The organism is Synechococcus sp. R55.7, from assembly GCF_047461955.1.
Classification (GTDB): domain Bacteria; phylum Cyanobacteriota; class Cyanobacteriia; order Thermostichales; family Thermostichaceae; genus Thermostichus.
Genome location: NZ_JANSIC010000356.1, coordinates 1 through 1267, shown reverse-complemented (window position 1 = coordinate 1267; position 1267 = coordinate 1). Strand labels below are relative to the sequence as shown.

Sequence of the window (1267 nt, the reverse complement as noted above, 5' to 3'; positions counted from 1 at the left end):
AAAGGACTCCGTCCCGCTGGCGCGATCAGCACTCGCAGCGGCGGCTTTTTGTCTGGTTTGAGTACATCCTCTCAGACGAACAGCAAGAACGGGTGGATGAATATCAAAGCCAGCTAGAAGCCTTTTGGGCCAACCCAGAAGCGGGGGTGATCGGTTTTGACTACGCCACCCGCCAACATGGGATCCGACACGTTCTCACTTACCCAGTCTGTTTGTTCTATGCCCGCCGCGCCAAGTATTTGGCAGCCTTTGGCCAGCTCCCCACCCCCGAAGGATCCCTGGGCTGGCACAATTTTCGGCTGGATCGGATCCAGTCTGAGCGCCTGGCGGTGATTCCCTGGGACGCTCCTTCCATCCCGCCAGAGCTGGCAACCCGCAAACGGCAGAGGAAGCTGCCCAGCCCAGAGGAAGTCCAAGCAGCATGGGAAGAAGCCTGGGGATCCGATTTTTACCTGCCCAAGGCATTGTTGATCCTTCGATTTTCCCCGGAGTTTGCCCGTCGCTATGTGGAAAGCACAGTGCGACATCCCACCTTCCAGCCCATTGCCTACGAGCGGATCCCGGCTTTGGTGCAGCAGGCAGTGGCGGATGCGCGGGAGCGCGAACAGATTTTGAACATTGTCCGGCAAAGGCCAACCAGCGACCGGTACTTCCGCGCCTGGGTACGGGTGGGAGATACCAATTTCACCATGCGCCTGCGGGATTGGCGGCCCAACGGCGAGGTCATCGCTCCCCTGGCCTACCGGGAACAGATGGCTCGGGAAGCCCAGGCAGAGCTGCAGTTTTATCGCCCCGACCTGAAGCTTTCTTGACCTTCCTGCCCATGACCACCCTCTACCTAACCGAGCCGGGGACTGTGGTTCACTGCCAAAACCAAACCCTGCTCATTCGCCGCCGTGGTCAAGAGCAGCTTTGCCGCCTTGCGGAGGTGGAGCTGGTGGTGGTGTTGCCCGGGATCCAATTGACCAGCGCAGCTTTGGCCCAACTGCTGGATCGAGGCATCGAAACCATTTTTTTGCGTGCGGATGGCGGTTTTCGCGGTCGCCTGCAGGGATCCTTCTCCACCAACTCTGAGATCCGTCTGGCCCAGTATCAGCGGGCCTACTCCCCCTGGGGGCTGAGGTGGGCCAAGGTGATTGTGCGCGGCAAGATTCGCAACCAACGGGCAATTCTACAACTGCACAACCGGGCTACCCGCGGCCAAATTGCCCCCTTACAGGAGGGTATTGATGTTATCGCCGCCTACCTGCAACAGTTGGATCGCTCC

2 protein-coding genes are annotated in these 1267 nt (G+C 59.6%); both read left to right on the top strand.

All coding sequences use genetic code 11. The features are described from left to right. A partial coding sequence (locus NW820_RS12445; RefSeq protein WP_414407649.1) for a TIGR03985 family CRISPR-associated protein occupies positions 1-812 on the top strand: 812 nt, incomplete at its 5' end. Further along, positions 809-1267: CRISPR-associated endonuclease Cas1 (gene cas1 / locus NW820_RS12440; protein ID WP_414407648.1), on the top strand; the 459-nt coding region annotated here is incomplete at its 3' end. The genes NW820_RS12445 and cas1, both read left to right, overlap by 4 nt.